The organism is Dactylosporangium sp. NPDC051087, from assembly GCF_055586325.1.
Genome location: NZ_JBVJIJ010000049.1, coordinates 1 through 26,475, shown reverse-complemented (window position 1 = coordinate 26,475; position 26,475 = coordinate 1). Strand labels below are relative to the sequence as shown.

General features: G+C 71.7%; 30 protein-coding genes and 1 pseudogene. 15 read left to right on the top strand and 16 right to left on the bottom strand.

Translation table 11 applies throughout. The features are described 5' to 3' along the window. The first annotated feature begins 60 nt into the window (after positions 1–60). The 3 genes from ACZ6TV_RS51265 to ACZ6TV_RS51255 all read left to right on the top strand — a co-directional run bounded on the left by ACZ6TV_RS51265 (position 61) and on the right by ACZ6TV_RS51255 (position 1,825). Entirely contained in the window at positions 61–1,266 is a 1,206-nt protein-coding gene (locus ACZ6TV_RS51265; protein ID WP_465308317.1) for an alpha/beta fold hydrolase, read from the top strand. A 39-nt stretch (positions 1,267–1,305) separates the two neighbouring features. Further along, the gene (locus tag ACZ6TV_RS51260) at positions 1,306–1,452 is read left to right on the top strand and encodes a hypothetical protein (RefSeq protein ID WP_465308315.1); all 147 of its coding nucleotides are present in this window, start codon (positions 1,306–1,308) and stop codon (positions 1,450–1,452) included. Between the two features lie 70 nt (positions 1,453–1,522). Beyond that, on the top strand, positions 1,523–1,825 hold the full coding sequence (locus tag ACZ6TV_RS51255; protein ID WP_465308313.1) for a translation initiation factor 2: 303 nt from the start codon (positions 1,523–1,525) through the stop codon (positions 1,823–1,825). A gap of 15 nt (positions 1,826–1,840) precedes the next feature. Here ACZ6TV_RS51255 and ACZ6TV_RS51250 read toward each other — a convergent pair whose 3' ends face one another. After that, positions 1,841–2,314 (bottom strand): DUF2231 domain-containing protein, encoded by a 474-nt coding sequence (locus tag ACZ6TV_RS51250; RefSeq protein ID WP_465308311.1) that lies wholly within the window; start codon positions 2,312–2,314, stop codon positions 1,841–1,843. Positions 2,315–2,439: 125 nt separating this feature from the next. On the opposite strand from ACZ6TV_RS51250, the gene ACZ6TV_RS51245 reads away from it, so the two are divergent. Genes ACZ6TV_RS51245 through ACZ6TV_RS51235 form a run of 3 tightly spaced genes read left to right on the top strand, consistent with a single transcriptional unit; the run spans position 2,440 to position 5,901 of the window. Further along, positions 2,440–2,904, top strand: a complete 465-nt coding sequence (locus ACZ6TV_RS51245; protein ID WP_465308309.1) for a Fur family transcriptional regulator — start codon at positions 2,440–2,442, stop codon at positions 2,902–2,904. After that, positions 2,897–3,703, top strand: coding sequence for an oxygenase MpaB family protein (locus tag ACZ6TV_RS51240; protein ID WP_465308307.1), 807 nt, complete (start codon positions 2,897–2,899; stop codon positions 3,701–3,703). Before ACZ6TV_RS51245 ends, ACZ6TV_RS51240 begins: the two co-directional genes overlap by 8 nt. Positions 3,704–3,744: 41 nt before the next feature. Further along, complete coding sequence (locus ACZ6TV_RS51235; RefSeq protein WP_465308305.1) at positions 3,745–5,901, top strand: hypothetical protein; 2,157 nt, start codon at positions 3,745–3,747, stop codon at positions 5,899–5,901. Here the strand turns inward: ACZ6TV_RS51235 and ACZ6TV_RS51230 are convergent. Further along, positions 5,835–6,728, bottom strand: coding sequence for an oxidoreductase (locus ACZ6TV_RS51230; RefSeq protein WP_465308303.1), 894 nt, complete (start codon positions 6,726–6,728; stop codon positions 5,835–5,837). The two genes, ACZ6TV_RS51235 and ACZ6TV_RS51230, sit on opposite strands and share 67 nt — an antisense overlap. A 73-nt stretch (positions 6,729–6,801) precedes the next feature. Between ACZ6TV_RS51230 and ACZ6TV_RS51225 the strand changes: the two genes are divergently transcribed. Further along, positions 6,802–7,380 carry a TetR family transcriptional regulator gene (locus tag ACZ6TV_RS51225; RefSeq protein WP_465308301.1) on the top strand — a complete coding sequence of 193 codons (579 nt, stop codon included), beginning with the start codon at positions 6,802–6,804 and terminating at the stop codon, positions 7,378–7,380. 469 nt (positions 7,381–7,849) lie between these two features. Here the strand turns inward: ACZ6TV_RS51225 and ACZ6TV_RS51220 are convergent, their stop codons facing one another. Together ACZ6TV_RS51220 and ACZ6TV_RS51215 are read right to left on the bottom strand one after the other, a co-directional pair. Then, the gene (locus tag ACZ6TV_RS51220; RefSeq protein ID WP_465308300.1) at positions 7,850–8,692 is read right to left on the bottom strand and encodes a RecB family exonuclease; all 843 of its coding nucleotides are present in this window, start codon (positions 8,690–8,692) and stop codon (positions 7,850–7,852) included. Between the two features lie 33 nt (positions 8,693–8,725). After that, positions 8,726–9,343 (bottom strand): MarC family protein, encoded by a 618-nt coding sequence (locus ACZ6TV_RS51215; protein ID WP_465308299.1) that lies wholly within the window; start codon positions 9,341–9,343, stop codon positions 8,726–8,728. Positions 9,344–9,459: 116 nt separating this feature from the next. Here ACZ6TV_RS51215 and ACZ6TV_RS51210 point away from each other — a divergent pair, with 116 nt between their 5' ends. Beyond that, positions 9,460–10,701, top strand: a complete 1,242-nt coding sequence (locus tag ACZ6TV_RS51210) for a glycoside hydrolase family 18 protein (protein WP_465308298.1) — start codon at positions 9,460–9,462, stop codon at positions 10,699–10,701. A gap of 71 nt (positions 10,702–10,772) precedes the next feature. On the opposite strand, the gene ACZ6TV_RS51205 is transcribed toward ACZ6TV_RS51210, so the two are convergent. From ACZ6TV_RS51205 to ACZ6TV_RS51160, 10 genes are all read right to left on the bottom strand, one after another. Next, entirely contained in the window at positions 10,773–11,534 is a 762-nt protein-coding gene (locus ACZ6TV_RS51205) for a TetR/AcrR family transcriptional regulator (protein ID WP_465308297.1), read from the bottom strand. 28 nt (positions 11,535–11,562) lie between these two features. Next, the gene (locus ACZ6TV_RS51200; protein ID WP_465308296.1) at positions 11,563–12,411 is read right to left on the bottom strand and encodes a PHP domain-containing protein; all 849 of its coding nucleotides are present in this window, start codon (positions 12,409–12,411) and stop codon (positions 11,563–11,565) included. A 9-nt stretch (positions 12,412–12,420) separates the two neighbouring features. Continuing rightward, a complete protein-coding gene (locus ACZ6TV_RS51195; RefSeq protein ID WP_465308295.1) occupies positions 12,421–13,608 on the bottom strand; it encodes a hypothetical protein in 1,188 nt (395 codons plus the stop codon). Continuing rightward, complete coding sequence (locus tag ACZ6TV_RS51190; RefSeq protein WP_465308293.1) at positions 13,605–14,321, bottom strand: SigE family RNA polymerase sigma factor; 717 nt, start codon at positions 14,319–14,321, stop codon at positions 13,605–13,607. Before ACZ6TV_RS51190 ends, ACZ6TV_RS51195 begins: the two co-directional genes overlap by 4 nt. 80 nt (positions 14,322–14,401) lie before the next feature. Beyond that, complete coding sequence (locus ACZ6TV_RS51185; protein ID WP_465308291.1) at positions 14,402–15,238, bottom strand: PH domain-containing protein; 837 nt, start codon at positions 15,236–15,238, stop codon at positions 14,402–14,404. A gap of 5 nt (positions 15,239–15,243) precedes the next feature. Further along, positions 15,244–15,435, bottom strand: a complete 192-nt coding sequence (locus ACZ6TV_RS51180) for a hypothetical protein (protein WP_354783668.1) — start codon at positions 15,433–15,435, stop codon at positions 15,244–15,246. Between the two features lie 104 nt (positions 15,436–15,539). After that, positions 15,540–16,220, bottom strand: a complete 681-nt coding sequence (locus ACZ6TV_RS51175; protein ID WP_465308289.1) for a DUF6758 family protein — start codon at positions 16,218–16,220, stop codon at positions 15,540–15,542. 19 nt (positions 16,221–16,239) lie between these two features. Then, positions 16,240–16,857, bottom strand: a complete 618-nt coding sequence (locus ACZ6TV_RS51170; protein ID WP_465308287.1) for a TrmH family RNA methyltransferase — start codon at positions 16,855–16,857, stop codon at positions 16,240–16,242. Between the two features lie 166 nt (positions 16,858–17,023). Beyond that, positions 17,024–17,989, bottom strand: a complete 966-nt coding sequence (locus ACZ6TV_RS51165; RefSeq protein WP_465308285.1) for an MFS transporter permease — start codon at positions 17,987–17,989, stop codon at positions 17,024–17,026. Beyond that, complete coding sequence (locus tag ACZ6TV_RS51160) at positions 17,986–18,420, bottom strand: hypothetical protein (RefSeq protein WP_465308283.1); 435 nt, start codon at positions 18,418–18,420, stop codon at positions 17,986–17,988. The genes ACZ6TV_RS51165 and ACZ6TV_RS51160 overlap by 4 nt, the downstream gene beginning before the upstream one ends. A 309-nt stretch (positions 18,421–18,729) precedes the next feature. Here ACZ6TV_RS51160 and ACZ6TV_RS51155 point away from each other — a divergent pair, with 309 nt between their 5' ends. Together ACZ6TV_RS51155 and ACZ6TV_RS51150 are read left to right on the top strand one after the other, a co-directional pair. After that, positions 18,730–19,224 (top strand): MaoC family dehydratase, encoded by a 495-nt coding sequence (locus ACZ6TV_RS51155; RefSeq protein ID WP_354783356.1) that lies wholly within the window; start codon positions 18,730–18,732, stop codon positions 19,222–19,224. A gap of 18 nt (positions 19,225–19,242) precedes the next feature. Further along, positions 19,243–20,001, top strand: coding sequence for a DUF695 domain-containing protein (locus ACZ6TV_RS51150; protein WP_465308281.1), 759 nt, complete (start codon positions 19,243–19,245; stop codon positions 19,999–20,001). A gap of 96 nt (positions 20,002–20,097) precedes the next feature. Here ACZ6TV_RS51150 and ACZ6TV_RS51145 read toward each other — a convergent pair whose 3' ends face one another. Both ACZ6TV_RS51145 and ACZ6TV_RS51140 read right to left on the bottom strand, forming a co-directional pair. After that, a complete protein-coding gene (locus ACZ6TV_RS51145; RefSeq protein ID WP_465308279.1) occupies positions 20,098–20,586 on the bottom strand; it encodes a hypothetical protein in 489 nt (162 codons plus the stop codon). 177 nt (positions 20,587–20,763) lie between these two features. Further along, positions 20,764–21,171: a thiol-disulfide oxidoreductase DCC family protein gene (locus tag ACZ6TV_RS51140; protein WP_465308277.1), complete on the bottom strand. Its 408-nt coding sequence runs from the start codon at positions 21,169–21,171 to the stop codon at positions 20,764–20,766. 125 nt (positions 21,172–21,296) lie between these two features. Between ACZ6TV_RS51140 and trxA the strand changes: the two are divergent. The 5 genes and pseudogenes from trxA to ACZ6TV_RS51115 form a co-directional block, all read left to right on the top strand. After that, positions 21,297–21,644: pseudogene (gene trxA, locus ACZ6TV_RS51135) on the top strand (thioredoxin); the annotation flags it as partial. Between the two features lie 150 nt (positions 21,645–21,794). Next, positions 21,795–24,338, top strand: coding sequence for an intein-containing Rv2578c family radical SAM protein (locus ACZ6TV_RS51130; protein WP_465308275.1), 2,544 nt, complete (start codon positions 21,795–21,797; stop codon positions 24,336–24,338). 45 nt (positions 24,339–24,383) lie between these two features. After that, the gene (locus tag ACZ6TV_RS51125) at positions 24,384–25,094 is read left to right on the top strand and encodes a hypothetical protein (protein WP_465308273.1); all 711 of its coding nucleotides are present in this window, start codon (positions 24,384–24,386) and stop codon (positions 25,092–25,094) included. 126 nt (positions 25,095–25,220) lie between these two features. After that, positions 25,221–25,961 carry a hypothetical protein gene (locus ACZ6TV_RS51120; protein ID WP_465308271.1) on the top strand — a complete coding sequence of 247 codons (741 nt, stop codon included), beginning with the start codon at positions 25,221–25,223 and terminating at the stop codon, positions 25,959–25,961. Positions 25,962–25,980: 19 nt separating this feature from the next. Then, positions 25,981–26,394 (top strand): CoA-binding protein, encoded by a 414-nt coding sequence (locus ACZ6TV_RS51115; protein ID WP_465308269.1) that lies wholly within the window; start codon positions 25,981–25,983, stop codon positions 26,392–26,394. The last annotated feature ends 81 nt before the right edge of the window (positions 26,395–26,475 follow it).

Below are 26,475 nucleotides of genomic sequence, written 5' to 3'. Positions count from 1 at the left end.
CGATCGACAGCCAGGGTGTCTATATTTAGACAGTCAGGTTGTCGAATCGAGGAGCGAGCCATGACCGTCACGCCAGCCGGTGCCACCCTGCCGGGCGTCACCCACCATCGCGCCGCAGTCAACGGCACCCACCTGCACTACGTCGCCGCTGGGACCGGCGGCTCGCCGATCCTGCTGGTGCACGGCTTCCCGGAGACGTGGTGGGCCTTCCACCGGCTCATCCCCCTGCTCGCGGCCAGGCATCGGGTCTTCGCCGTCGACCTGCGCGGCTTCGGCGACTCCGACACCGCACCCGACATCACCCCCGGCGGCGACGGCGGGGGCGGCGGCCATGACAGCGCGACCGCGGCAGAGGACCTGCACCAGCTGATCGCGCACCTCGGCGCCGGTCCCGTGCACGTCACCGGGCAGGACATCAGCGGCGGCGCGGTCTTCCGGCTGGCCACCGCGCACCCGCGGGACGTCCTCAGCCTCACCGCGATCGAGATGGGCCTGGCCGGGTTCGGCCTCGAGGCGCTCGCCGACGTCTCCCACGGCGGCGCCTGGCACATCGGCGTGCTCGCCGCGCCCGGCATTCCCGAGCTGCTGCTCGCCGGGCGTGAGGAGGAGTTCCTCGGCCGGCACACGTTCCCGTCCATGACCGCCGGGCCGGGGGCTGTCACCGGCGCCGACGTCGGCGAGTTCGCCCGCACGTACGCCCGCGCCGGCGGCTGGCGCGGTGCGGCGGGTCTCTACCGGTCGATGCTGCGGGAAGGCCCCGAGCTGCGGGCCCTCGCGCACGACCCCGGGCTGCGGGTGCCCGTGCTCGCGGTCGGCGCGGGCGGCGGGACCTTCACCGCGGGCACCATGACCAGGGCCGCGCCGGGGCAGGTCCGCACCGTCCAGCTCGACGGCGTGGGGCACTACGCGGCGATGGAGGCGCCCGAGGCCCTCGCGGACGCCGTCCTCGGCTTCATCGGCGACGTCGACGCCGCGCCGCGGTCATCGCGCCCAGGAATCCAGGCCGCCGCCCCGCGGCGGGAGGCGGGCGGGAGCCGCTATTCCCAGTGCGGGGGGCGGTCGGCGAGGAGGCGGTCGTCGTTGGAGGCGCTGCGCTCGCCCCAGCCCGCGTCGGTGTCGTCGGTGGTGGTGTCGGGAAGCACGACCAGCTCGTCGGCGAAGTCCTCGAAGCTCACTTCGCGCTGTTCGTCGGTCGATGCCCACTCTTCGGTCGTCGCCACGCGGACGAGGGTACTCCGGCGAGTTTGCGGGAAGTTGGCCGAATGACGACAGTCGCTCTTCCGTCGACAGGTCACACTCGGCGGCATGACAGAACAGAGCGCCCCCCAGCACGAGAGCGACGCGGAGCAGCCGGCGGCGGACGAGCAGCCGACGGTGCGGCTGGACGACCGGCAGAACGACCCGGACGCCACCCGGCCCATGTCGCTCGCGGACCTGCTCAACAGCGACTGACGTCCCCGGTCGCCACTCGGCTCCCACCGGTCGGGCCGCGCAGGTCCGTCCGGTGGGTAGGCTCGACGGCGTGAGTGACGACGCGTTCTGGCGGCGCCCGCCCGAGGGGGCCGCGCCGCCACCGCCGGCGGTGCGGGACGTTCCGGCGGCGGTGCCCTACACGGGCGCCCCGCGCAGCGCGCCGCCGCCGCGGGGGTGGCGGCCGCCGACCGTCGAGCGGCCGGCGGCGCCGAGGAAGCTACCCGCCCAGGACGCCGAGCGGATCGACCGTGAGGAGCAGGCGGCGACGATCCTGACCAAGGGGATGGGCATCTTCGCCGGCGCGGTCATCGTCGTGCTGCTGCTGATCTTCTGCGGGCGGCTGCTGTTCTGAGCGGGAGCGACGGGTCTAGAAGCCGTCCCACACCATTTTCGCGCCCGTGTCGCCGGCCTTGAAGACGTAGTAGAGGGCGGCGAGCGCCAGGACGACCATGAGGCCGGACAGCGCCCAGTGGGCCACGGCGGGGCCGACGGAGTCGGTGGGCACCGGGCGCACCAGGTAGGCCGTGGCCAGCGCGACCAGGGCGAGTCCCAGCACGACCAGGAACAGTGTGCTCCCGAAGTCCCCGTGTTCGCCGATCTTCGCCTGGAGCTCGGCGGACTGGAAGTTGGGGCTCTCCTCGAACGCCTCGCCGGACTCCTTCGCCGCGAAGACCGCGCCGGGGGTGGCGACGGCCAGCACGATCAGCGTCCAGCGCACGTGCCGGCGGGCGCCCGGCCAGACCGCGTACAGGATGCCCGCGATGGCGAGCAGCGGCACGAGCACGACGGCTGCGTGGATGAAGAACGGGTGAGCCGGCAGACCGAGCACACGTTCGAACAACGGGGCCTCCTCTTCGTCGGTGCGATCCTCCCCCACCGGACGTGTACACAACCCGAGGACGAGCAGTTCAATCAAGAGTCCGGAAACATTTGAACGGTTCCAGGCTGCGTGGTGTTATTGAAGGCGTGTCGGGTGAGGATCTGCTGCGCGCCCGGGGTCTGCGGGTGACGCGGCCCCGGCTGGCCGTGCTGGAGGTCCTCGAGGCGTCGCGCGGGCAGGCCCAGGGGCACCTCGACGTGGACCAGATCGCCGCCCGGGTCCGGGCCAGGCTCGACACGGTGTCCACGCAGGCGGTGTATGACGTGCTGAGCGCCCTCTCGCGGGCCGGGCTGGCCAGGCGGATCGAGCCGGCGGGCAGTCCCGCGCGGTATGAGTCGCGGGTCGGCGACAACCATCACCACGTGGTGTGCCGCGGGTGCGGCGAGATCGCGGACGTCGACTGCGCCGTCGGTGAGACGCCGTGCCTGACGCCGTCGCAGGCGCACGGGTTCGTCCTCGACGAGGCCGAGGTCACGTTCTGGGGGCTGTGCCCGGCCTGCCAGCGGCGCCGCGCCGACGACCTGGCGAGCGAGCAGCAGCCCGGTGGGTGACCCGGGGCTGTTCGGGCCGGACTCGGTCACCTGGCGGGTGCACCGGGAGCCGATCGTCACCGTCGGCGGCCTGCGCAGCCTGTATCTGCAGGCGCTGCTCCCCCGCGCGGTGGCCGGGGTGGAGCAGAACAGCCGGTATCGCAAGGACCCGTGGGGCCGCTTCCAGCACACCGCGACCTATGTGGCGACCGTCATCTACGGCACGACCGAGCAGGCGGAGCGCGCCGGGCGGCGGGTCCGGGCGATCCACGCGAAGATGACCGCGACCGATCCCCGCACCGGCGAGCGCTTCCGGGTCGACGACCCGCACCTGCTGCGGTGGGTGCACGTCACGGAGGTCGAGTCGTTCATGGAGTCCGCCCTGCGTGGCGGGTTGCGGCTCGACGCGGCGGACGTCGACCGCTACTACGCGGAGCAGACCCGGGCGGCGGCGCTGGTCGGCCTGGATCCGGCGACGGTGCCGGACTCCGCGGCAGCCGTCGCCGACTATTACGAGCGGATGCGCCCGGAGCTGGAGCTGACCGTGGACTCCGCGGCGACAGGGCTCTTCCTGACCTTGCCGCCGCTGCCGTACGGGCTGGGCCTGACCCCCGTCCGAGGGGCCGCGTTCGGGGTGTCCGCCCTGGCCATCGGGCTGCTGCCGGCGTGGGCGCGCCGCCTGTACGGGCTGCCGGGGCTCCCCGCGACGGACCTGATCGCCTCGGCGAACGCCCGCGTCCTGGGCCGGATGCTGAGCGCCATCCCGATCGAGTGGATCTCCCCGCTGCGCCGCGACGCGATCCGCCGCATCAACTCCTGAGGGCGTCACACCCCACGGGGCCGCGGCGTTGAGCCGTTGGCATGACTGCGAAACTTCCATGGCTCGCGCTCGCCGCGGCGACCGCCGCCATCCCCGTGGCGCTCGGCACCAGCCCGCTCGACGTCGTCCGATATGTCGCTTATTTTCTGTATGCGGTCGCGGCTCCGGGCGTGCTGGTGTACCGCGCGATCCGGCCCGCCCCGCGATCGCTGCTGGAGGACGTCACCTACGGCACCGTCGTCGGGCTCCTGGCCGAGACGTTGGCGCTGGTCGTCGCCGGCGTGCTCGACCTGCGCGGCTGGCTCTGGATCTGGCCGCTGCTGGTCATCGTCCCGCTCGCCCGGCGGTACACGCGGAACCCCGGATATCCGCAGCGGCCGTCGGCGGCCTGGTCGTGGGCGGTCGCCGGGGTCGCGATCGGGTTCCTCGCCTATCTGACGGCGGCGTTCATCGCGGTCAACCCCCCGGTCCCGGCGGGCGGGGCGCACCAGTACATGATCGACCAGCTGAACCTGCTCGCGGTGAGCGCCGACCTGAAGCACCACTTCCCGCTCGCCGTCCCCGAGCAGGGCGACCGCACGCTCGGCTACCACTGGTTCGCCTACGGTCACGTCGCCGCCAGCAGCATGATCAGCGGTGTCGACCTGCCGGTGGTGTGGTTCCGCCTGGACCTGCCCGTCCTCGCCGTCCTCGCGGTCTGCCTGCTCGCCGTCACCGGCTGGCGGGTCGCGCGGCACCCGTGGGCGGGCCCGGTCGCGGCCGCGCTGATGTTCACCGTCGGCGAGCTCGTCCCGCAGCGGCAGGCGCCCGCGTTCTTCGGCTCGATCACCACGTACTACAGCTGGTCGAGCCGCTCGCTGCTCTTCGGCGCGGCGGTCGGCATGCCGCTCATCGCCGCCGTCGTGTCGGTGCTGCGCGGCGGCGGCCGGCGCGACTGGCTGCTCGTCCTGGTGTTCGCGGCCGGCACGACCGGCGCGAAATCCACGATCGTGCCGCTGGTCGGCGCCGGGGTGGCCACGCTGTGCGCCGTACACCTGCTGCGGCGGACACCGCGGTCGGCGCCGTGGCTGCTCGGCGCGCTCCTCGCCGCCGTCGAGGTGGTCGCGGTCGCCGTCCTCTACGGCTTCGAGGGCCAGGGGCTGCGGTGGGGACCGTTCGCGATCATGCTCGACTTCGTCGGCAGCCAGCGGCACGGGACCACGGCCGGCGACGTCCCGCTGATCCTCTGGGGGCTCGGCGCGTACGGCATCGCGATGGGCGCCCGGCTCGCCGGGGTCGTCGCCCTGTTCCGGCGCTGGTCCGACACCGAGACGTTCCTCGCCGGGACGACCGCCGCGGGGTTCGCCGGGACGCTGTGCGTCTGGCACGTGTCGTGGAGCCAGCACTTCTTCATCGTGGCGGCCTGGCCGTGCGCCGCGATCCTGTCCGCGACCGGCCTGGTCGGCCTGCCGTGGTCCCGGCGCGCGCTGTGGCCGGTGCTCGGGGCGGCGGCGCTGCTCGCCGCCCTCTCCGTCGGGCTGACCCTGCCGGTGGGACCCGGCGGCTGGCGGGTGCCGCTGCCGGTGTACGTCCTGGGCGGCGCGGTCCTCGCGGCCGCCGTCCTCCTGCGTCGCCTGGGCTTCTCGGCGGCGCTGGCCGTCGTGCTGGCCGCCGGTGTCGCGCGGCTGCCGTTCGACGCCGCGACCAGCGCGAACCTCGGCGTCGCCTACCACGTCCGGGTCACCGGGGACCAGGCCGCCGCCGCCCGTTTCGTGCGCGCGCACAGCGACCCCGACGACTATGTGGCGACGAATGTGCACCGCGTCTCCGGCGGCCTCATGGCCGGGCAGAGTCTCGTGTACTGGCTCTCCGCGTACAGCGAACGCCGGGTGCTGCTGGGCAGCTGGGGCTATTCGCCGGAGTCGACCGGGGCGCAGTCCCGCGCGCACCGCCTCGGCCCGTCGCTGACCTACTGGGATCCGGCACGGCTCGCGCTGAACGACGCCGCGGTGCTCGACCCGACACCGTCCCGGCTCGGGTGGCTGTATGCGCAGCGCGTCCGCTGGATCGTCGTCGACCGGTCCGCCGGTGCCCCCACCGCGGCGCTGCCGCTGCTGACCGACGAGGTCTGGCAGCGGGGCGACGTCGCGGTCTACCGGCTCCGCGCGACCTCGAACTGCACGCCGGTGAGCTGCTCGGACAGCGTCCAGAGCCGCTGAGCGTCGGCTGGGTCCGCCGCCCGGTCGACCGGCTGCACCACCTTCGGCCAGCCACGATGCTCGCCGATGCCGTCCGGGCCGATGAACTGCCCGCCCTCGGCGCGCGGGTCGACGGCGGCATACAGCTGGTTGAGCGCGCCCTTCGCCGCCGGCTGCGCCATGACGACGTTGCCGATGCGCATGAACGCCTTCATCACGCCGGTCGGGCCGGACGTCTGCAGGTTCGTCGCCGAATACCCCGGGTGCGCGAGGACGCTGCGCTGCTTCGCGCCGGCCGCCCGCAGCCGGCGGTCCAGCTCCAGCCCGAACAGCACATTGGCGAACTTGGACTGGCTGTAGTACTTCGCCGGCGAGTAGTCCTTCGCGCCGTCGAGGTCGTCGTAATGGATCCGGCCGGGCCGGTGCAGCGTCGAGCTGACGGTGACGACCCGGTCGGTGACGAGGTCGAGCAGGAGCCCGGTGAGCGCGAAGTGCCCGAGATGGTTCGCGGCGAACTGCAGCTCGTGGCCCTGCGCACTGAGCGTCCTCGGCGGCATCATCACACCCGCGTTGTTGACGAGCACGTCGATGCTCACGCGCTCCCGGCGCAGCTCCTCGGCGAGCCTCCGCACCGAGTCGAGGTCGGCGAGGTCGACCGTCCTGAGCTCGCCACCGCCGAGGATCCTCGCCGCCCGCTCACCCTTCTCCCGGTTGCGCACCGCCATGATCACCCGCGCGCCCCTGGCGAGCAGCACCCGCGACATCTCGAACCCGAGCCCACTGTTGGCCCCGGTGACGACGAACGTCCTGCCGCTCTGATCCCCGACCTCAGCCTCACTCCATCGCATGCGCTCCATGGTGCCGCTTGTGGCACATAGTGTCAACTACGTCTCCACATGCCACCTGACGTAGTATGTTCGGGTGAGCCTCGCCGAACGCAAACGCCAGCTCGTCCGCGACGAGCTGACCGAGGCCGCCCTGCAGCTGCTCGCGTTCCAGGGCTTCGAAGAGACGACGATCGACCAGATGGCCGCCGCGGCCGGCGTGTCCCGCAGGACGTTCTTCCGCTACTTCCAGTCCAAGGAAGACGTCATCATCGAGTTCCTCAGCGACCTCGGCCGCCAGCTCAGCGACGGCCTGTCGGCCCGCCCGCTCGCCGAGCCCCCGGCGGCCGCCCTGCAACAGACCCTGCGCGTCTTCACCGACACCTTCTGGGAGCACCCCGAGAAGTCCCGCCGCCTCACGAAGATCATGGTCGGCACGCCCGCCCTGCTGGCCCGCTACCTCGAACGCCAGGTCACGTGGCGGGCCGACCTCACCGCCGGCCTGGCCGCCCGCATGTCCGCCGACCCCGCCACCGATCTGCGGCCCGCCGTCCTGGTGGCGGTCGCGTTCGCCGCCTTCGACACCGCGCTGATGCGCTGGGCCGAGGACGACGCGGCCGACCTCAACGCCCTGCTGACCTCCTGCTTCACCGCCGCCTTCCCCGTCCCGTCGTAGAGGCCTTTCCGCTGCCGGATCCTTTCCGCCGTGCGTCGCTGCGGGTGCGGCCCGATCCGCTGGGGGGATCATCCGCGCGAGTCTCGCCGCGAGTCGCGTCCCGCATCGTCGGGTCAGCGTCTCTGTCGGCGTGCCGGCGCTGCGGCCTGGGGAATCACAGTTCGGCCGGGAGGCCGGTGCGAGACGTCGGAGCATGTCGTGGTGGCCGCAGCGCAACCCCGGGTGCCGGGCCGAGGGGTCGTTCTCGGCGCCCCCCGCCCCGACGATGCGGGACGCGACTCGCGGCGGAGTGGACCGGCTCGCGCGGAGGACGCCGGGCTCGCGGCAGGCCATGGATCGTGACCTGGCCAACCGGCCGCGGCGCAAACAGCCGTGCGGCCGCGGTGGTGGTGCGACACCTCGTGACAAGGCCCGCCACGGCGCAGGCCAGGGCTGCTGTCCAGGCGCCGGGCAGGAGACGGGAGCGTCGTCAGGTGGCGGGGCGGTCCACGGCGGTCCACGGGTCCTTCGGGGCGGCGTCAACCCCCGCCGGGCACGTGCGGCGGTAGTCGCACCAGGAGCACTGCGGTCCCGGGGCGACCGGGAACGCGTCGTCCGCCGGTGTGCCCGCGGCCAGGGCGGCGTCCGCGGTGGTGATGTCGGCGGCGGTGGCCTCGGCGCGGCGGAGGTGGCGGGCGAGGGACTCGTCGGTGTGGTCGTGGGCGGCGACCGTGCCCGTGGGCAGGTGGTGGAGCTCGACGCGGTGGCAGGGCTTGCGGAACACGCGGGAGGCGGCGATCGCATACAGCGCCAGCGCCCGTGAGCCCCGCGCGTCGTCGGGGGTGAGGCCCGAGCGGCCGGTCTTGTAGTCGACGATGACGAGCTCGCCGGCGCGCTGGTCGATGCGGTCGACGCGGCCGGACAGGGCGAGGGTCTCGGTGCGGGCGGCGACCGTGCGCTCGACGCCGAGCGGCTCGTCGTGGGGGTCGAGGCCGTCCACATAGGACTCGAGCCAGCCGAGGGCGCGGCGGAAGACGTCGCGCTCCTGGGTCTCGTCGCGGTAGCCCTCGCTGACCCAGGTGGCCTTCAGCAGGGTCGGCAACGCGGCCTTGTCGCGGCGCGCGGGGTCCAGCGCATACCAGCTGCGCAGGGCGGTGTGCACGGAGGCGCCCAGCGAGTTGTGCGCCCACGGCGGGCCCTTCTGCGGCGCCGGGCGGTCGACATACGTATACCGGTAGCGCCGTGGGCAGTCCTCATAGCTGCCGAGCTTGCTGGGCGTGCAGGTGAACAGCCGCTGGGGCGGGGCGAAGAGACCGAGCTGCTCATTGTCCACACCCCGATCCTGCCACCGCGGTACGACAAAAACTCAATGGGGTGAATGCAGGTATTCGGTGACGAAGGCTCCGATCGCGTCGGCGAGCAGTTGCACGGCGATGGCGGCGACGAGAAGGCCGGCGATGCGGGTGACGACCTCGATGCCGCTCGGGCGCAGGACGCGGACCAGGATCCCGGAGAAGCGCAGTGCCAGGTACACGATGGCCATGACGGCGATGATGCCGATGGCGATGGCGGCGTAGTCGAGCACGCCGGAGGACCGTTGCACGAAGAGCATCGTGGCCACGATGGCGCCCGGGCCGGCCAGCAGCGGGGTGCCCAGCGGCACGAGGGCGACGTTGGAGGTGGCCTCCTGGCGCGGGTCGTCGGTCTTGCCGGTGAGCAGTTCCAGGGCGACGAGCAGGAGCAGCAGGCCGCCCGCGCCCTGGAGGGCCGGCAGGTCGATGTGCAGGTACGCCAGGATCTGCCGCCCGACGAGCGCGAACGCCACGATGACGCCGAAGGCGAGGGCGACGGCCTGCAGTGCCGCGCGGTTGCGGTGCTTGGCGGCCATGGTGCCGGTGAGGGCGAGGAAGATCGGCACCGCCCCTGGGGGGTCCAGGATGACGAGCAGGGTGACGAACACTTCGCCGAAAAGCTTGAGATCCACAACCCGGATTGTCGTGGTGCGCCCGCATCGAGCCGAAACCAGGGTCTTGACGGCATCGAACGGCACCCCTACGTTCCCCATGAACAGCAAACTTTCCTTACAGTCATGGAGGGTTCATGGGCAGACGCTCCGTCCTGGCCGGGTTGGCGGTGTCGCTGACGCTGGCGTCGCTGGCGATCGTGCCCGGCACCGCGTCGGCGCACACCGCGCCGAATCAGGACCAGTACAAGCGCGTCGGATACTTCATCCAGTGGGGCATCTACGGCCGCCAGTACTACGTCAAGAACCTCGAGACCAGTGGTCAGGCCAAGAACCTGACCCACATCAACTACGCGTTCGGCAACGTGGACGCGACCGGTAAGTGCGTCTCCGCCGACCCTTGGGCCGACTACCAGCGGCCGGTCTCCGCGGAGGAGAGCGTCGACGGGGTCGCCGACGCGCCGGGTCAGACGCTCAACGGCAACTTCAACCAGCTCCGGAAGCTCAAGCTCAAGCACCCCGGGCTGAAGGTGCTGATCTCGCTCGGCGGCTGGACGCTGTCGGCGAACTTCTCCGACGCCGTGCTGACCGACGCGTCCCGCAAGGCGCTCGTGAAGTCGTGCATCGACACGTTCTACTCGACCGGCGTCTTCGACGGCTTCGACCTCGACTGGGAATGGCCGGGCTCCGAGGGCAACCCGGGCAACGTCATCCGCCCCGAGGACAAGCAGAACTTCACGCTCCTGCTCGCGGAGTTCCGCAAGCAGCTGCCGAAGAAGGCGACGCTGACCGCGTTCCTGCCGGCCAGCCCGGCGAAGATCGACGCCGGCTTCGAGGTCGACAAGATCTTCAAGTACCTCGACTTCGGCACCATCCAGGGCTATGACTTCCACGGTACGTGGGAGCCCAAGACCAACCAGCAGTCGGCGCTGTTCGTCCCGCGCGGCGCGCCGACCACCCCGGACTTCAGCGGCGCCACCACGCTGAAGGCCTGGACCGACCGCGGCGCACCGAAGAAGTCCCTGGTCCTGGGCATCCCGTACTACGGGCAGGGCTGGACCGGCGTGACCGACGCCAACCGGGGCCTCTTCCAGACCGCGTCCGGCCCCGCGCCGGGCACCTGGGCCGCGGGCAACGAGGACTACAAGGTCCTCGCGACGCTGCCGCAGCAGGGCTACAAGGTGCACCGTGACCTGCTGTCGGGCCACGCGTGGCTGTTCAACGGCACCACGTTCTGGACCTTCGACGACCAGATCACGGTCGCGCAGAAGTCGCTGTACGTCCGTCTCGGCGGCTACGGCGGCGCGATGGTCTGGTCCCTCGACGGCGACGACACCAACGGCACCCTCACCAAGACGATCGGCACGGTGCTGAAGTAAGGACCCGCCTGGGCCGCCTTCAAGGACGAAGGCGGCCCAGGTGCACGTCTGAGCGGAGACCGGCCCCGCCTTCAGCCACGAAGGCGTCCGAGGTGCACGTCGATGCCGTCCAGGACCCGCGCGAGCCCGAACTCGTAGGCGCGCACCGGGTCCCCGGCGCCGTACTCCTCCCCCGCCGCCTGCCCCACCCGCGCCGCGGTCGGGAAGCGGTCCGGGTCGAGGACCTCGCCGAGCAGCGGCGCGTAGGCCTCCCACCACTGCTCCTCGCTCATACCCGTGCCCTGTTCGGCCTGATCCGCCTGTACCGCGGCGCGCACCGCACCCGCGACGTAGTTGAGCACCAGGCTGAGCAGCAGGTCCGCGTCGACGTCGGGCACGTCGCGGGACTCGAAGGCGCGCAGCTCGAAGTCGTACTTCGCGATCACGTTCGGGCCCAGGACGGGCCGGCTGGTGGCGATCTGCAGCAGCCACGGGTGCCGCCGGTACAGCAGCCAGTTGGTCCCGGCGATCTCGATGAGCCGTTCGCGCCACCCCGTCGCGGTGTATGCGGGCCGGACCGCCTCCGCGCTGACCGTGTCGACCATGACGTCGAGCAGCTCCGCCTTGCTGGGCACATAGGTGTACAGCGACATCGCCGTGACGCCGAGCTGCTCAGCGACCCGCCGCATGGAGACCGCGGCGAGCCCTTCGGCGTCGGCGAGCGCGATCGCGGCGGCGGTGACGTCGGCGACGCTGAACTTGGCCTTCGGGCCCCGCCGGGCCGGCGCCGCGGTGCCCCACAGCAGCTCGATGCTCCGCCTGGGGTCGCCGGCGCCGCTGTACTCCGTCGTCACGGCGTCCCTCCGGCGTGCCGCGGGCCGGTCACGCGATCACTTCGGACCCGGTGGCGGCCTCGACGATCTGCTCGAAGACGGCGGGGGTGGTCGTGCGCGCGCCGAGCCGGACGGTCTTGTTGGTGCCGTGGTAGTCGCTGGAGCCGGTGACGACGAGCCCGAGCCGGTCGGCGACGGCCCGCACGTGCGCCCGCTCCGCCGGCGTGTGGTCGGTGTGGTCGGCCTCGACGCCGAAGAGCCCCTCGTACGCCATCTCCTCGATCACCTCGTCGGGCACGACGGGACCGCGGGTGCTGGCCCGCGGGTGCGCGAAGACCGGCACGCCGCCGGCGTCGATGACCAGCCGGAGCGCGGTGAAGACGTCGAGGTCCTCCTTGCCCACCCGGTACCGGTGGCCGAGCCACTCCGGCAGGAACGCCTCGGACACGGTGTCCACCAGCCCGCGGCGCATCAACGCCTGCGCGAGGTGCGGCCGGCCGACGGTGCCGCCCTCGGCGTGCTCGAGGACCTCGGCCCAGGTGACGTCGATGCCGTCGGCCCGCATCAGGTGGACCATGCGTTCCGCGCGGGTCTCGCGGGAGGCCCGGATGCGGGCGAGCTCCCCGGCCAGGGCCGGCTCCGACGGGTCGAACAGGTACGCGAGCAGGTGCAGGGAGATCGGCCAGGGCCCGCCGTGCCACCGGCACGACAGCTCGGCGCCCGGCACGAGGGTGAGCCCGGCCGGGCGGGCGGCGATGGCGGCGGCCCACCCGGACGTCGTGTCGTGGTCGGTCAGCGCCATGACGTCGAGCCCGGCGGCGGCCGCCTCGGCGACCAGGTGGGCCGGGCTCGACGTGCCGTCGCTGGCCGTCGAGTGACAGTGAAGATCGATCCGCACCCAACAAGACTAGAGCGGTTCGACCAGGACCACGCCGTCGCTCTTGCCGTCCAGCTGCTCGGTGGCGCCGCTCGCCGCCGTGGGGGTGATCGCGCGGAACTTGCCTTCGCTCTCGACCACGAACGTCGTCGCGTTCATCCACACGGTCTTCGTGGTGACCGTCAGCCCCCACGTCTTCGCCGCCGTCGTCCCGTCGAAGATCTTCGTCAGGTCCAGCACGGCGATCTGTTTGAGGCCGGCGACCGGGTACGCGAGCCAGTGCCCGTCCGGTGAGACCCGGCCGCCGGCCTTCGCCGCGACCGGCAGCCCGCACCGCCGCTTCATCTCCTTGAACGGCTGGTCCAGGGTGAGCAGCGCCAGGCACATCGGCTCGTCCTTGTCGGCGGGCTTCACCTCGGCGTAGACGCTCTTCGTGTCCTGGTACACCCCGAAGATCCGCACGACCGTGTCGTCCCACGACTCGGTGTAGCTGCGGCCGGCGTACCAGACGTCGAAGCCGGCGCCCTCCTCGCGGCCCAGGAGCAGGTCGGAGCCGACGAACGCGACCGGGACCGTGCTCTGCGGCGCCGACGTCGTCACCTGCTCGGTGAGCTGCTGCTTCTTGGACTTGTCGTCGGTGATGCGGGAGGCGACGGTGACCTTGCCCTCCTGCGCCCAGGCGACCTTGGCGCCGCCCTTGGCGACGGCGATGTCGGAGGCCTTCTTGACGAGCACCTGCTGCGCGTCGTGGTCGTCCTGGAGCACGAGCTGCTTGTCGCCGTCGGACTCGGTGTTGACGACCAGGTAGCCGTCCTTCGCCTTGTACGCGGCGGCGACGGTGCCGTTGTCGGGCAGCTTCAGCTTCACCGTGAGCGACGGCTGCGCCTGCCCGTCGATCGCGTCGACCTCGCGTGCCGCGGCCGGCGGGGCGGTGGCGGTGTTCTGGGTCGCCTCCGGCTCCGGCGGCCGGTGGCCGGTGTCGGTCTGCGCGACGCCGGTGCCGGCCGGGGTGTTCGGGGTGAGGACGTGGAACGTGGCGACGGCGGCGAACGCGATGGCGACGAACGCGGCGAACCCGGTCACCGCCGTGCGCCGCCGGCGGCGGACCCGCACGGCGTTGCGGATGGCGACATCGGCGATGCCGTCCAGCGACGTCGGCGGCTTGGTGCCCGCCTTCGCCTGGAACGCCTCGCGGAGCGCGTCTTCGATCATGGTCACGTCACCAGTCCCACTTCCACCGACCCGGAGGTCTCCACCAGGACGGCCTCACGTTCGGGCGTCTCGCACTCGTCTTCGCGTGCGGGCTGCTCCTTCGGCACCGCTGCCGCCGCCTCAGCGGTCCGCGCCGGTGCCGCGGTTTTCACGGTCTTCGCCGGTACGGCCGGCCGCAGCCGGACGGTCGGCGGCCGGGCGGGGCGGGCGGCCGGCTCGATGCCCTCGGCGCTGAGGCGCTGCCGCAGCGTCGCGAGTGCCCGTGACGCCTGGCTCTTCACCGTGCCGACGGACACGCCGAGCAGGCGTGCCGTCTCCGCCTCCGACTGGTCCTCGTAGAAACGCAGGACCAGCACGGCGCGCTGCCGGTTGGGCAGCTCCCGGACGTGCCGCCACAGGGCGTCGCGCTCGAGGCTCTCCTCGACCCGGTCCGCGGCGGCGGACTCCGGAAGGATCTCCGTGGGTCGCTCGCCGTGCCACCGGCGCCTCCACCAGCTGGTGGAGGTGTTGACCAGCACCCGGCGGGCGTAGGGCTCGACCGCTTCGATGTGGCCCAGCCGTTTCCATGCGAGGTAGGTCTTGGTCAGTGCGATCTGCAGCAGGTCCTCGGCGGTCGCCCAGTCCCCGGCGAGCAGGTACGCGGTGCGCAGCAGCGCACTGGACCTGGTCTCGACGAAATCACGGAAGTCTTCCTCACGGAACCCCGCCTCGTCCGGCACCGCCGCTCCCTCCCCCGCTCCGCCCACCAGGCAAGACGCGACAGAGGGGCGGCACGGTTGCACGCCGGGGCAAAACTTTTCTAGGTGCCGTCGTCCTCGACGCCCGCGGCACGCCCCAGGCGGGCCTCGACGGCCTCCGGCTCATACATCTCTTCGACGATGCGCAGGTAGAGCTCATTGGGGTTGGGCAGGTTGCGGATGTTGCGCAGCGCCTGGTCCTGGCCCGCGGACTCGAGCTCGAAATGCCCGTAGCCGAACATGCGGCCGGTCAGCGACTGCACGTATTTCATGTCGGTGACCCGCAGCAGCGGCATCATGGCGACATTGCGGGTGAAGATCCCGGAGACCACCATCACCCGCTTGTTGGTGAGGATGAAGCGGTCATACCACCAGTCGGCGACCCGCCACGCGCAGTAGAGGATCACGATGGCCCAGATGACCAGGACCGCGGTGCGCAGCTGGGTCTGGTTGTGCTTGGTCAGCCAGCCCGCGATGTAGCCCATGGCGATCGTGGCGGCCACCGCGATCCCGCCCTCTTTCGCGAGCTGGATCCAGTGCCGCTTCCATTCGCCGCGGAACTTCTCGGTCGGGAAGAGATAACGGGCCGCGTGCCGGCTGGCCTCTTCGTCCAGCGGCGCCATGCGGCTGCCGGGCGGCACCGGCGGGCCCGAGTCGCCGCCGCGCAGGCCGGAGAACTCGTCCTCGGTGAAGGTGGGCGGACCCTCGTCGACGTAATAGTCGTCGCGCCCGTAACCGCCGAGCCTCGCCGACTGCGCACCGTCGTTGTAGGGGTCGGCGTCGGCATAGCCGTCGGGGTCTGAACTGGTGGGACGGGCCCGCGGGATCGGCTCGGTGTCGCGATCCTCCCAGCGGCGGGCACCCGGTTCTTCGGCGGAAGGCTCAGGCCCGGTGGACATCGCAGTCAGGCAACCAGACTGGAGAAGAAGTCACCGAAGCCGGTGGCGATGTCCATGATGCCGCCGCCGATGGACTTGAAGACCTCAGCCGCGGACTGCGGCCGATATGCCACAAAGAAGATGAGGAAAGCAATGCTTCCCCAGGTGAGGACCTTCTTGACCATTGCCGTCAATCCCCTCCCCACGGCGTCGTGCACGTGCACCGTGGCGAACTCAGCGTATCAGTTGCGCGGCACACGGTGAATGTATGCCGCGCCGACATCGACCCCATCGACTGAGGGTCGATCCTAGTCGTGAACTTCTACGCCTTGCCGTGAAGATAGGGCGACGGCGCGCCGTAGACGAGGTGGGTTGGCACATCGTCGGCGAGGTCGTGCAGGTCCAGCTCCTCCTCCAGGAGGTAGCCCGCGGCGGCCGGCCAGGTGATGACGTACAGCCAGATCCCCATCGCCTCGCCGACGTAGGCGCAGCGGTCCTCCGGCGACTTCGCCATCCACAGCGGGGTCGGCCATCCGGCGGCGCGGACCTTGGCGTGCGCGGTCGTCGTGGCGATGTCGCCGTCGAAGAACGGGCCGGGGTCGGTGCCGGGGATGCCGGCGAAGCGGGTGCCGAGGCCGACGCCGGGCTCCTCCGCGACGATCACGCAGTCGGCCGGCCCGTGCTGGACGGGGCCGGGGCCGCTGCACGCGACCGCGGTGGCGCGCACGCCGGAGCGCTCGTCGCCGACCCAGCCGACGCCGGTGACGGTCCAGCCGGTCGGCAGCGGCCACGGGCACCACAGCGGCATCGGCCGCCGGTCGCCGGCGCGCTGCGCCGCGGCGGCCAGCTTCGCCTTCGCCGACTCGACGATCTCCGGCCCGATGTGCTGCGCCACGTGCAGCGGCAGCACACCGCCGTCCTCATCGCACCTCCACTCGGAGTGCATGAGGTCCGGTGACCGCACCGGGCCGCCACAACGGGGACAGCTGACTGCGACGCCCATGTACCCACGGTAATGGGTCTTATGGGCTGTTGTCGCCGTACGCCCGGATCCAGGCGTGCATCGCGATCCCGCTGGCGACGCCGGCGTTGATCGACCGGGTCGAGCCGTACTGCGCGATGGAGTACACGGCGGCACACGCCTTGCGGGCAGGTTCCGAGAGGCCAGGGCCCTCCTGGCCGAAGAGCAGCACGCACCGGCGCGGCAGCTCGGCCCGCTCCAGGGGCAGCGCGCCGGGCAGGTTGTCGATGCCGATCACCGGCAGGCCGTGCGCGGCGGTCCAGTCGAGGAACTCCTCGACCGTCGGATGATGCCGCACGTGTTGATAGCGGTCAGTGACCATTGCGCCGCGCTTGTTCCACCGGCGGCGGCCGACGATGTGCACCTCGGCGGCGAGGAACGCGTTGGCGTTGCGGACCACGGTGCCGATGTTGAGGTCGTGCTGCCAGTTCTCGATGGCGACGTGGAAACCGTGCCGGCGCCCGTCGAGGTCGGCGACGATCGCCTCGAGCGTCCAGTAGCGGTAACGGTCGACGACATTGCGCCGGTCGCCCGCCGCGAGGAGCTCAGGGTCGTACTGCGGACCGGCCGGCCACTCGCCGCTCCACGGCCCCACGCCGACTTCGTCTTGATCGTGCATCTACCGTGAATCCCCGGGCCGACACTCATTCACCCTGTGGCGCTCACCCGATACGCTACGTTCCTTGCAATCGCAGACCCGGAGGGGATTGGCGAAAATGGTCAAGAAGGTCCTCACCTGGGGAGGCATTGCCTTCCTCATCTTCTTCGTCGCGTATCGGCCGCAGTCAGCGGCCGAGGTGGTCAAGTCCGTCGGCGGCGCCCTGATGGACATCGCCGGCGGCTTCGGAGACTTCTTCGCGAGCCTGTTCGGCTGAGCCCGCCAGCTCGGCCGAGCCCGCACCGGCCCCGGTCGTGGCGGGTCTTCCGGCGAGCCGGCGCGCCCAGCGCACGGGTGTGACCTTCTCCAGGGGCAGGAAGCTCGCCATCGCCACCTGGTGCGGGATGAAGGAGATCGTGATCAGGCAGAAGGTCACGATGTGGAAGGCGTAGAAACCGGCGACGACCGCCGTGCGCACCTTCGGCTTCACCACGAACACCAGCGGGCTGAACAGTTCGAAGCCCACGATGCCGATCTGGCTGACCGTGGTGAAGCCGGGGATGCCGAGCAGCCATTGGGCGAGCGCGGTGCCCCGCCGGATGAAGGCCCGGGTCAGCGTGGCCCCGGTCAGCCAGGCAAGGCCGCCGTGGCGCAGCTTGACGATCGAGGCCAGGAAATACGTGCAGACGACGCCGATCTGGGTGAGCCGCAGCGCCCACCCGCCGGCCTCGGTGAGCTCCTTGTCGCCGTGCCTGGCGCGCCCCGCGACCGGGAGCACGGCGAGCGCGACGAGCAGGCCGAGCCTGTCGTGGTCGACCTTGCCATAGCTCATCGCGATGATCATCCACTCGAAGTACAGGACGAACACGCTCCAGCCGAGCAGCCGGTGCGCCCGGCCGGTCGCGGCGGCGAGGCTCAGCGGGATGAGCGCCCAGTAGATCGAGCCGACAATCAGCGGGGTCGGCGTGGGCAGCGGCAGGATCTTGCCGATCACGAGCGGCTGGTAGAGATTGCCCGGCAGGTCGCCGTGGCTCTTCACCCAGGCACTGAAGAACACCGTGTCGAGCGCGACGAAGACGTAGATCAGGGTGCGGAAGGCGGCGATGCGCCCCTTCGGCACCGGCTCGAAGAGCCAGTTCCGCAGCTTCGTCACGGCTTCCACCTCGCCAGCACGACCTCGGTGACCTCGCCGGTCGGCTGCGCGTCGCGCAGGTGGTGCTGGACCTCGACGATGTCGACCTCCACCAGCGGCGGCCGGCCCGGGTTGCGGACCGCGTAGGCGTCCTGGACCGACCGCAGCAGGCTCGGGTCGGCCTTGAACCGGTCGATCTGCGCCTCGATCTCGGCCCGGCGCACCCCGGCGTTGCGCTCGTCGAGCACGATGCGCCGGCCCGTGGTGTCGACCCCGTCCGTGCGCAGCACCATGATCGGCGCGTTGGGGTCGTCGGCATTGGCGAACATCTGCATCGCGGCGAACGGGAAGTGGCGGTCATCGCCGAAGAACGAGCCGGCGAAGGTCAGCACGACGACCACCAGCGTGACCGCCACCCGTGTCACGCGCCCCCGCGCGCTCAAGCGTTCCATCGCCGCCGGACTTTACCGTCCGCCGTCTCGCCCCTCCGGCCCTCACTACGCTGTGTAGTGAGACCATCGGCACACTCGGTAGTCGCCACGCTCAATTTTCGTCTCATTTCCATAACTGTGATCTGCGTCTCTATACGGAGCGTTGCCTTCGCGGCCAAGATACTCGTCACAGAGCGTGGGCGGCGGGTGCCAGGGAGGGCCCCGCCGCTCACTGCGTCTTTGTCACACTGCGTCTTTGTCACAATCATGCTGAATTTTCCAGCCGCACCCGGCATGCTTGCAGACCCCACAACGACGAGGGAGTGCGAGATGCAGTTCGGCAGGTATTTCGAGGAGTTCGAGATCGGCGCCGTCTACCGGCACTGGCCGGGCAAGACGGTCACCGAATCCGACGACCACCTGTTCTGCCTGCTCACGATGAACCATCATCCGCTGCACCTCGACGTGCACTACGCCGAGACGTCGACGCATTTCCAGCGCAATGTGGTCGTCGGCAACTACGTCTATTCCATCCTGCTCGGCATGTCGGTGCCCGACGTGTCCGGCAAGGCGATCGCCAATCTCGAGGTCGAGTCGCTGCGGCACACCGCGCCGACCTTCCACGGCGACACCATCTACGGCGAGACCACGGTGCTGGACAAGCGCGAGTCCGAGTCCAAGGACGACCGCGGCGTGGTCACCGTGCAGACCAAGGGATACAAGCAGGACGGCACCCTGATCTGCGTCTTCCGGCGCAAGGTGATGGTGCCGAAGAAGTCGCACGCCGGCCCGGAGATGCCGAGTTTCCCGGAGCCGCGGGAATGACGCTTTAGGAGGACGGCAGTGGGGTTGCTGCGCAGGCTGCTGGGGCGCGAGCCGGCATGGGTCGAACGCTGGGCGGTGTATCCCGGCGAGATCGGTGCCGGCCTGGCGATGTACAACATCGACCTCGGCGCCGTCGAGGCCGCCCCGGTGGGGAGGATGCCGTCGCGGTACGACGTCGACTTCACCTACGCGGGTGACGGCGCCGGCGGCATGCCCGCGGAGGCCGAGCTGGGCGCGATCCACGCCCTCGACGAGGCGGTCCGGCAGGCGCTGCGCGGCGCCGGCGGCGCGATGGTCGGCAGGGTGGTCACCGCCGGCACCGGCCGCATCACCGGCTACCTGCCCGACGGCGCGTCCGTGCCCCCGCTGCCCGACATCCCGGCGCTGTCCCCGGTCGCCACGCTCAGCCCGGACCCGGGCTGGACGCGGGTCCGCGAGGAGCTCACCCCCGACGCCTGGCAGCGCAACATCATGGAGGACAACCAGGTCGTCCAGGAGCTGGAGGGGCACGGCGACCGGCTCAGCCAGCCGCGGCCGGTGGAGTTCCTCGCGTACTTCCCGCAGACCGAGCACGCCGAGGCGGCCGCGGCGGACCTGCGCAACCTGGGTTTCGCGGTGACGGTGGAACGCGGCGACGAGGCCGACTTCGTGCTCCAGGCGATCCGCCGCGACGCGGTGGAGCCGCCGGCGTTGCACGAGGTCACCTGGGAGGTCCGCGGAGTCGTGGAGCGGCACGACGGCAGCTATGACGGCTGGGGCTGCATGGTGCAGGCCTGAGCCCTCGTCGCCGCGGCCGGTCTCCGCACGTCTGGAGGCCGGCCGGATGAGAAGGATTGCCCAGCCCACCCGACCGGCGACCACCGGCGTGACCCCTTACTGGCGGTGCAGAGCCAGCGCCAATTCCCTGCCGATCTCGTTGACGAACTCCCGCTCGGCGAGCAGGACCTCCACCCCGCCGAGCCGGATCACCCCGGGCCGCCACGCGGTGCGGCCGACGCTGGCGGCGACGTCCATCAGCCACTCGCCGTAGGCGAGCGCGACGTCCGTGCCCAGCCGCCCGGCCAGCATCCGCACGGCCGCGCCGCACTCGGCGAGGACGCCCTCGCGGTCCAGCGGCGCGGTGCTCGTGACCTGCTCGTGCTCGGCGAAGATCGCCGCGACGACGCCCCGCACCAGCAGCGCCCTGGAGCGCTGACCTGCCGCGATGGCCTCGACCCCGGCGACGGCGTCGACGTTGTCGTCCCCGGCGCTGGCGACGACGAGGACGTTGCGGGGCAGCCGGACGAGCCGGTCCCACTCGTGCCTGTGCAGCGGCAGGTCGACTCCGGCGCTGGGTTGGCTCGGTGTGGGCTGGCTCGACATGGCGTACCTCCCACCCGCGAGCGTATGCCGAAGATCCGCGGGATTGCCGCCGTTCGCTGATCTTGGCTGCTCGTTTCCGGGGCGGTCCCTGCGCTGCCGGCTTCTCGGGCCGGTCTACAGTCCGCGCGGGCTCTCAGCTGCCGGCTGCCGGGCTCTCAGCTGCCGGCTGCCGGGCTCTCAGTTGCCGGCTCGGGCCGGGTGCCCGGGCGGCAGGGCGCAGGCGGCGGTCCCGCCCGGCATCCGGTGCCGGTTGCGGGCGATCCACCGGTACACCGGCCATGCCGTCGCGGCGACGGGTCGCAGCCGGAGCATGGTGCCGATCGGGCGCCACAGGAAGCGGCCGGCGGCGCCGGGCACGTCGCGCAGCATGTCGGCGATCGCGACAGGGCCCGCGGTCGGGGCACGGCCGGCGGTCACGTACTGCACCGCGGCGCTCGCCGCCTCCCGCGTGACACCGAGCGCGCCGAGGTCGGTGAACTGCCACGCCACGACATGCGCGGACGGCCTGATGCGGCGCTCGATGAAGCGGGCGCATGATGAACAGAAGGCACAGTCACCGTCGAAGACGAACGTCGGCCGATTCATGTCCTCCATCATGGATCACGTGCTCACCGCCGCCATCGTGAGCCCGGACACCGGTTGGGAATGCCGGTAAGGGGTACGTGGTTACAACGGTGCGTACCCGACCGCCCGAAAGGATCGGAAGAGACATGGCAACCGTAGAACTGACCGCCGAGAACTTCGCTGAGAAGGTCGGCGGCGAGGGCATCACCCTCGTCGACTTCTGGGCCGAGTGGTGCGGGCCGTGTCGGGCCTTCGCACCCACGTTCGAGAAGGCCTCGGAGAACAACCCGGACCTGATCTTCGGCAAGGTGGACACCGAGGCGCAGCAGGAGCTCGCGATGGAGTTCCAGATCCGCTCGATCCCCACCCTGATGATCGTGCGGGACGGGGTCGCGGTGTTCTCCCAGCCGGGCATGCTGCGTGAGCAGCAGCTCGAGTCGCTGATCCAGCAGGTCCGCGACCTGGACATGGACGAGGTGCGGGCGCAGATCGCCGCCGCCTCGGGTGGCGAGCCGGCGGCGCCGGCCAAGTCCGGGAAGGCCCCCGCCGACACCCCGGCCGCGGTTGCGAAGAGTGACGAGAAGTCGGGGGAAAGCGTCGAGGCGTAGCTTGCGGTTCGTTCGTACACGTGTTCGAATTGGCGTGTGCGATGGGAGAACCTGAAGGCGTCCGGCGGTCCCGGCAACGGTGACGCCGGGGCAGTGCGAGCACTTCCGCTCGCACTGCCCGGCGCCGTCGCCCGCACCTTCGACACGCCCGAGTTCCGCGGCGTCACCTTCTATGAGGTCCAGGCGAAATCCCTGATCAACCGGGTGTCCGGCCAGTCCAGGGTGCCGTTCGAGTGGACCATCAACCCTTATCGCGGCTGCTCGCACGCGTGTGTCTACTGCCTCGCCGGCGACACCGCGATCCTCATGGCCGACGGCACCACCCGCCCCCTCGCCGACCTCCGCACCGGCGACGAGATCATCGGCACGGTCCGCGACGGGCGGCTGCGACGCTATGTCACCACGACCGTGCTCGCACACTGGTCGACCGTCAAGCCCGCACACCGCGTCACCCTCCACGACGGCACCACGCTCGTCGCCTCCGGCGACCACCGGTTCCTGTCCGACCGCGGCTGGAAGCACGTCACCGGCGCCCGGCACGGCCGCGCCCGCCGGCCCCACCTGACCACCGCCAACCGGCTCACCGGCTTCGGCGCCCTGCCCGAGCGCCCCCGCGAGACCCCGGCATACCGGCAGGGCTATCTCTGCGGGTTCGTGCACGGCGACGGGCACGTCGGCCCGGTCGCCCCGGCCGCGCTGCGCCGCGCCAGGACCTATGCCACCGCCTGCGGCGGCCTGCACGCCATGGCCGCCGACGACCGCGAGTATGCGGGCGCCAGCGTCCGCGACACGAGCGCCGTCATCGACTGGCCCGCCGCCCCCACCCGCGCGTGGCGGCAGGGCTTCGTCGCCGGCCTCTTCGACGCCGCCGGCGACATGCCGGGCGACGGCCACCTGCCGTCCTTCGACGTGGTCGACAAGGTCGTCGTCGACTGGCTCGTCGAGTGCCTGTCGGTCCTCGGCTTCGCCGCCGCCACCGACGGCACCGTGACCAGGGTCCTCGGCGGCGTGCGGGAGCGGCTGCGCTTCGGCCTGACGTTCGCCCCGGCCACCCCCACCGGCACCGTCGCCGGCGAGCTCGTCCGCGGCGACGACGGCCTGCGGGTCACCGGGATCGAGCCGCTCGGCGTCGACGTGCCGATGTTCGACATCACCACCGGCACCGGCGACTTCATCGCCGGCGGCGTGGTCAGCCACAACTGCTTCGCCCGCAACAGCCACACCTATCTCGACCTCGACGCCGGCCACGACTTCGACTCCCAGATCGTCGTCAAGGTCAACGCCGGCGAGGTCCTGCGCCGCGAGCTCTCCGCCCCGTCCTGGACCCGCAGGCACCTGGCGATGGGCAGCAACGTCGACGTCTACCAGCGCGCCGAGGGCCGCTACCGCCTCATGCGCGACATCCTCGCCGCCCTCCGCGACCACGCCAACCCGTTCTCGATCCTCACCAAGGGCACTCTCATCACCCGCGACCTCGACCTGCTCACCCAGGCCGCCCAGGTCACCACCGCCGGCCTGTCGATGTCCATCGGCTTCGTCGACGAGCCCCTGTGGCGCTCCGTCGAGCCCGGCACCCCCAGCCCCCGCCGCCGCCTCGACGTCGTGCGCCGCCTGTCCGACGCGGGCTTCGCCGTCACCGTCCTCATGGCCCCGATCCTCCCCGGCCTCACCGACACCCCGGAGTCGATCGACACCACCGTCGCCGCCCTCGCCGCCGCGGGCGCCGCGGGCGTCGTGCCCCTGGCCCTGCACCTGCGCCCGGGCGCCCGCGAGTGGTATCAGGCCTGGCTCACCCGCGAGCACCCGCACCTCGCCCCGCGCTACCGCCGGCTGTATGGCTCCGGCGCCTACACCGACCAGGCCTATCAACGCGAGATCGCCGCCAGGGTCAGGCTCGCCTGCCGCCGCCACGGCATCCCGACCGGCGGCATGACCGCCACCCGCCAGCCGTCAGGGGGCCCACCCGCGGAACCACCCCGGCCCCCGACGCTGCCGTTCACCGTGACGCCACCCACCCCGCTGGCGCCACCCGGCCCGGCATCCGCCCCGACGCCGCCCATCGCCACGGCATCATCCGTCGCGGCACCGCCCGGGTCGCGGCCCGCTGCTCCGGCGTTGCCGCTCGATTCGGCAGTGTCACTCGCCTCGGCGTCGCCCGCCTCGACACCGCCGACCGGCGCAACGTCCGCACCGGCAGCGCTCCTCGCCGCCGCACCGACCGGCACCTCGCCCGGCAGCCCGGAATTGCCGCTCGCCTCGGCATCAACCGCCTCGACACCGCCGACCGGCGCGACACCCGCACCGGCAGCGGCCCTCGCCGCCGCACCGACCGGCAGCCCGGAATTGCCACTCACCTCGCCCGCAGCCGGTCCGGCCGCATCACCCGCGGGCGGCGACGGGGTGGGTGCGGGGTCGGCCACGATCACCCCCACCGCACCCCCGGCGGTCACCTCGGAGGCAGGGGTGGGGTCGGCCATGGACACCCCGGGCACCACGGCGGTGAAGGCGGGTCGGGGTGGGCGGTCTTCGCGGGTGAGGCAGGGGACGGTCGAGGTCGTCGAGCAGCTGTCGTTGCTGTGATCGACGGTCAGGAAAACGTCAGCTAGCGTGCATAAGCTCGGTCGTATGCGTGCTCGTGCCGGTGACTTCGTGGTGCTGCTCGCGCCGACCGTGGTGGTCGGCGTGCTGGTGCCGGTCGTGACCAGAGACGACCCGGCCGCTTACGTGCCGATGCTGCTCGTGCTGCTGATCATCGCGACGGTCGGGATCGCGTTCGGGTTGATTCTGCTGGCGCACACGACGCGGGGACCGTCGACGTTCGCGATCGTGGTGTGGCAGGAGCAGGCGGCGTTCCGGGTGCGGCCGAGCTTCCGGCGCCAGTGCGTGTTCTACGGGGTGCTGGGCGCGGCGCTGGTGATGATGGCGTTCAACGGGTTCCGGGTCGGGCACATCTCGGTGCTGCGCGCCATGTCGTACGGGATCATCGTCCTGACGACGCTGTTCCTGCTGGTCCTGTCGGTCAGGATGCTGCGCAGCGGGCCGCTCGTCCTCACCGCGGAAGGGATCGCCATCGACGGTGGGCGTTCGTTCGTGCCGTGGGACGCGCTCGACGTCACGTCGGAGCCCGGCACGTGGGCGGTCGGCAGCCCTGAGCTGGTGCGCGGGCGGCGGGTGCGGGAGTTCCGGCCCGGTGAGGACGTGCCGCTGGAGGTGTCGCTGTACTTCCTGACCCGCGTCATCGACCTCTACGCCCGGCAGCCCGAGCGGCGGGCCGCGATCGGCACCGAGGCGGAGCTGGAGCGGCTCCGCGGCGCGCTCACCCGGCAGGTCAGCTGACCGCACCCGCATTCCGGGGCAGACGCGGACAGTGTGGGCGGGGTGCGGGTGATTCGGCGCGGGACGGTCATCCGCCGGAGCTGATCGGGTGACGCAGGCACGGCGCGGAATGTCTACCGTGTGGCCATGACCTCGGCGCGGCGTGCTCCGCTGAACTGGTTGTGGGTCGCGGTGCCGCCGGCCGTGACGCTGGCCGGGGGTGGGCTGCTGCTGGCGTACGGCGGGCCGGACGGCAGCGCGATGTTCCTGCTGTTCGTGCTGGCCAACGTGGTCGTGCACGGGGCGAACTACGTCGTCAACGAGATGCGGCGGCGGGACGAGGCGCCGGCCCGGGCAGGGTGGGTGTTCCACCGGCCGTTCCGGGAGGGGTGCGCGCGGGTCGGCAGGCTGTTCGCGGTCGGGTCGGTCGCCCTGGTGTGGGGGCTGCTCGCCGGCGCCGGGCCGGTGCTCGCCACCGTCGCGTTCGCCGGTGCCGTCGCGGGCTTCGCGGTCGGGTGCCGGGGGCTGGTGCGGCTCATGCGCGGTACGCCCGCGGTGCGGCTCACGGACGGCGGCGTCGGGGTGGGCGCACGCTCGTACGCCTGGGAGGACATTCAACGCGTCGAGCTCAACGGCGACCGGTGGCATCCGCGGATCGACCTGGCCGTCGCCGGGCGGGCGCGGCCGGTGACGGTGCGGCCGGAGGACGTCGACGGCAGCCTGCTGTTCCTGATGGATCTGATCGGCTACTACGTGGCGCACCCGCGGCGCCGGGGAGCGGTCGGTGAGCCGGGCGAGGCGGTGCGGGTGCACGCGGCGCTGCTCGGTGCCCGGCTGTCCGCGGGCCTGACCGGCGGGCCGACCCCGATCCCGATCCCGGCGGCGTGACGCGAGCTACGGTCTATGGGTGCGGAGCGCTGAGCAGATCCTGCGGGAATCGGTGACCATTGCTGTTGTCGGGGCGTCCCGGGATCCGCGGAAGACCGCGCACTCGGTGCCCCTCGCCATCCAGCGGCGGGGGTGGCGGATCATCCCGGTGAATCCGTTCGTGGACGAGATCTTCGGGGTGCGGGCGTACCGGCGGCTGGCCGACATCCCCGAGCCGGTCGACTTCGTCAACGTGTTCCGGCCGTCGAGGGACGCCACGCAGGTGGTGCAGGACGCGATCGCGATCGGGGCGCCGGCGGTCTGGCTGCAGCAGGACATCGTGTCGCCCGAGGGGCGGGTGCTGGCCGAGGCCGCCGGCGTCGACTACGTCGAGGACACCTGCATCGCGGTGGTGCGGGCGGTGCACGCGATCAACGGGCCCCGTATTCCTTGAGCAGGCCGCGGCTGATGATGGTCTTCTGGATCTCGCTGGTGCCTTCGCCGATGAGGAGGAACGGGGCTTCGCGCATGAGGC

Excerpts from the sequence above, each read along its gene's own strand:
- ACZ6TV_RS51265 (WP_465308317.1), top strand. The coding sequence starts at position 61 with ATGACCGTCACGCCAGCCGGTGCCACCCTGCCGGGCGTCACCCACCAT.
- ACZ6TV_RS51260 (WP_465308315.1), top strand. The coding sequence starts at position 1,306 with ATGACAGAACAGAGCGCCCCCCAGCACGAGAGCGACGCGGAGCAGCCG.
- ACZ6TV_RS51235 (WP_465308305.1), top strand. The coding sequence starts at position 3,745 with ATGACTGCGAAACTTCCATGGCTCGCGCTCGCCGCGGCGACCGCCGCC.
- ACZ6TV_RS51230 (WP_465308303.1), bottom strand. The coding sequence starts at position 6,728 with ATGCGATGGAGTGAGGCTGAGGTCGGGGATCAGAGCGGCAGGACGTTC.
- ACZ6TV_RS51210 (WP_465308298.1), top strand. The coding sequence starts at position 9,460 with ATGGGCAGACGCTCCGTCCTGGCCGGGTTGGCGGTGTCGCTGACGCTG.
- ACZ6TV_RS51185 (WP_465308291.1), bottom strand. The coding sequence starts at position 15,238 with ATGTCCACCGGGCCTGAGCCTTCCGCCGAAGAACCGGGTGCCCGCCGC.
- ACZ6TV_RS51175 (WP_465308289.1), bottom strand. The coding sequence starts at position 16,220 with ATGGGCGTCGCAGTCAGCTGTCCCCGTTGTGGCGGCCCGGTGCGGTCA.
- ACZ6TV_RS51170 (WP_465308287.1), bottom strand. The coding sequence starts at position 16,857 with ATGCACGATCAAGACGAAGTCGGCGTGGGGCCGTGGAGCGGCGAGTGG.
- ACZ6TV_RS51160 (WP_465308283.1), bottom strand. The coding sequence starts at position 18,420 with ATGGAACGCTTGAGCGCGCGGGGGCGCGTGACACGGGTGGCGGTCACG.
- ACZ6TV_RS51155 (WP_354783356.1), top strand. The coding sequence starts at position 18,730 with ATGCAGTTCGGCAGGTATTTCGAGGAGTTCGAGATCGGCGCCGTCTAC.
- ACZ6TV_RS51145 (WP_465308279.1), bottom strand. The coding sequence starts at position 20,586 with ATGTCGAGCCAGCCCACACCGAGCCAACCCAGCGCCGGAGTCGACCTG.
- ACZ6TV_RS51140 (WP_465308277.1), bottom strand. The coding sequence starts at position 21,171 with ATGAATCGGCCGACGTTCGTCTTCGACGGTGACTGTGCCTTCTGTTCA.
- ACZ6TV_RS51125 (WP_465308273.1), top strand. The coding sequence starts at position 24,384 with ATGCGTGCTCGTGCCGGTGACTTCGTGGTGCTGCTCGCGCCGACCGTG.
- ACZ6TV_RS51120 (WP_465308271.1), top strand. The coding sequence starts at position 25,221 with ATGACCTCGGCGCGGCGTGCTCCGCTGAACTGGTTGTGGGTCGCGGTG.